Source organism: Pseudoalteromonas sp. TAE79 (genome assembly GCF_000498015.1).
Taxonomy (GTDB): domain Bacteria; phylum Pseudomonadota; class Gammaproteobacteria; order Enterobacterales; family Alteromonadaceae; genus Pseudoalteromonas.
The window spans coordinates 1-2,112 of record NZ_AUTL01000021.1 but is presented as its reverse complement, the minus strand read 5'-3'; the positions used below and the strand labels follow the sequence as shown (position 1 = coordinate 2,112).

At 42.0% G+C, this 2,112-nt stretch carries 3 protein-coding genes; all 3 read left to right on the top strand.

The window, feature by feature from the left end; translation table 11 throughout:
* A partial coding sequence (locus tag L655_RS0100435) for a sugar porter family MFS transporter (protein ID WP_024603724.1) occupies positions 1-1,340 on the top strand: 1,340 nt, incomplete at its 5' end.
* Positions 1,341-1,472: 132 nt separating this feature from the next.
* Positions 1,473-1,886 (top strand): YeeE/YedE thiosulfate transporter family protein, encoded by a 414-nt coding sequence (locus tag L655_RS1000000126385; protein WP_076915284.1) that lies wholly within the window; start codon positions 1,473-1,475, stop codon positions 1,884-1,886.
* A gap of 3 nt (positions 1,887-1,889) precedes the next feature.
* A partial coding sequence (locus tag L655_RS0100425) for a DUF6691 family protein (protein ID WP_024603722.1) occupies positions 1,890-2,112 on the top strand: 223 nt, incomplete at its 3' end.

The window sequence follows — 2,112 nt, the reverse complement described above, 5'->3', positions numbered from 1 at the left end:
CTGCTATTGGTGGTTTTTTATTTGGTTTTGACTCGGGCGTGATTAACGGCACGGTGTCGGCACTCGGTAATGCGTTTAATTCTAGCAGTGTGGCTACGGGCTTTAACGTAGCGTCTGTGTTACTTGGCTGTGCCCTAGGTGCACTTGCTGCGGGGCCGCTGGCTGATAAATTTGGCCGCCGTGCAATTATGATCATCACCGCGATTATTTTTGCCATTAGTGCATTTGGCTCAGGCATTAGCGAAAGCTCTGCGGAGTTTATTTTTTACCGTTTATTTGGTGGCTTAGGTATTGGTGCTGCATCGGTATTAGCGCCAGCTTATATTGCAGAGGTTGCGCCACCAGCACTTCGTGGTCGTTTAGCTACACTACAACAACTCGCTATTGTACTGGGTTTATTTGCGGCGTTTTTAAGTAACTATTTAATTGCTGATGCAGCTGGTAGTGCACAAAATATTTTAATGCTTGATACAGCCGCTTGGCGCTGGATGTTTTGGGCTGAGCTTGTGCCTGCAGTGTTGTTTTTAGTCGGTGTATTGTTTATTCCTGAGTCGCCTCGTTATTTAGTGGCGCAAGGTAAAGTAGCCGATGCAAAAGCGGTATTTAGTAAAATATCGAACGACAATGTTGATGCGCAAATAAGCGATGTTAAACGCTCCTTACATAGTGATACAAAGCCAAGTATTCGCGATTTATTTATTGATGGCAGTAAAAAAGTACACCCAATTGTTTGGGTGGGTGTGGCACTGAGTGTATTTCAGCAATTTGTGGGTATTAATGTGGTGTTTTATTACGGCTCTGAGCTTTGGCAAGCCGCTGGGTTTGATGAGTCGCAATCGTTATTTATAAATGTATTAGCGGGCACCACTAATATTGTATCGACCTTTATTGCCATTGCCCTAGTTGACAAAATTGGCCGTAAACCACTGCTATTAGTAGGCAGTATTGGTATGTTTATCAGCTTAAGCGCGCTTACTTATATATTTGGCAGTGCAGGCCTTGATGAAGCAGGCAAACTTGCCCTTAGCGATAACATGGGTACGTTTGCGCTTATTATGGCTAACTTATTTGTGGTATTTTTTGGCTTAAGTTGGGGCCCAATTGTATGGGTATTATTGGGCGAAATGTTTAATAACCGTATTCGTGGTGCTGCCCTTGCCGTTGCTGCCAGTGCGCAGTGGATTGCTAACTTTGCAATTACCATGACCTTCCCTATTATGCTTGCTAACATTGGCCTTGCCGGTGCTTATGGCTTTTACGCGTTATCGGCACTTATAAGCATATTTTTTGTTGTTAAATACATAAAAGAAACACGTGGTAAAACGCTTGAATCTATGTAATTTTTAAAAGCGGTGATTTTATTCGCCAGCAAAAAAAGTAACGGGTGCTAACTACTTAGCGCCTAATCAACAATTATCAATCGAAATGAAACAAACCGGTTTAGGCGTTTCTATTGTTTGGGAAATTTAAAAATGATAACAGAATTCACCCCAGTATCGGCTGCAATAGGCGGTGCATTAATAGGTATAGCGTGTACGTTATTACTGGTTTTATACGGAAAAATTGCGGGCATATCAGGCATTGTTAAGTCTGTATTTGCTAAAGCAAATTCAGACTCTCGTTGGCAGTTATACTTTATTTTAGGGTTGTTGTTGGCAGGTATAGCAGTAAGAGTATTTGCCCCTTCTTTATTAGAAGGCGAATTGCAATTACCGCCTTGGCTTATTGTTGTTGCGGGGCTTTTAGTTGGCGCGGGTACAACTTTAGCTAACGGGTGCACAAGTGGCCATGGCGTGTGCGGCATGTCGCGCTTTTCTACTCGCTCTTGGGTTGCAACATGCACATTTATGCTTGTCGCCTTCATTACAGCAAACCTTGTAGGATAAATAATGAAAGCAATTATGATGGTTGTTATAGGCTTTATATTTGGCTTAGGACTTATTATTAGCGGGATGACAAACCCTGCTAAAGTGATTAACTTTCTTACCTATGGAAACCAATGGGACGCAAGCTTAATTATAGTGATGGCTGTTGCCATGCTAATAATGATGCTTACATGGTTATGGGTTGCAAAAAAAGAGAAGCCACTTCTTTCAGGAACGTTTAATTTAA

What these genes read in the sequence shown, in the direction of transcription:
- L655_RS1000000126385 (WP_076915284.1), top strand. Translation starts at nt 1,473, where the DNA reads ATGATAACAGAATTCACCCCAGTATCGGCTGCAATAGGCGGTGCATTA.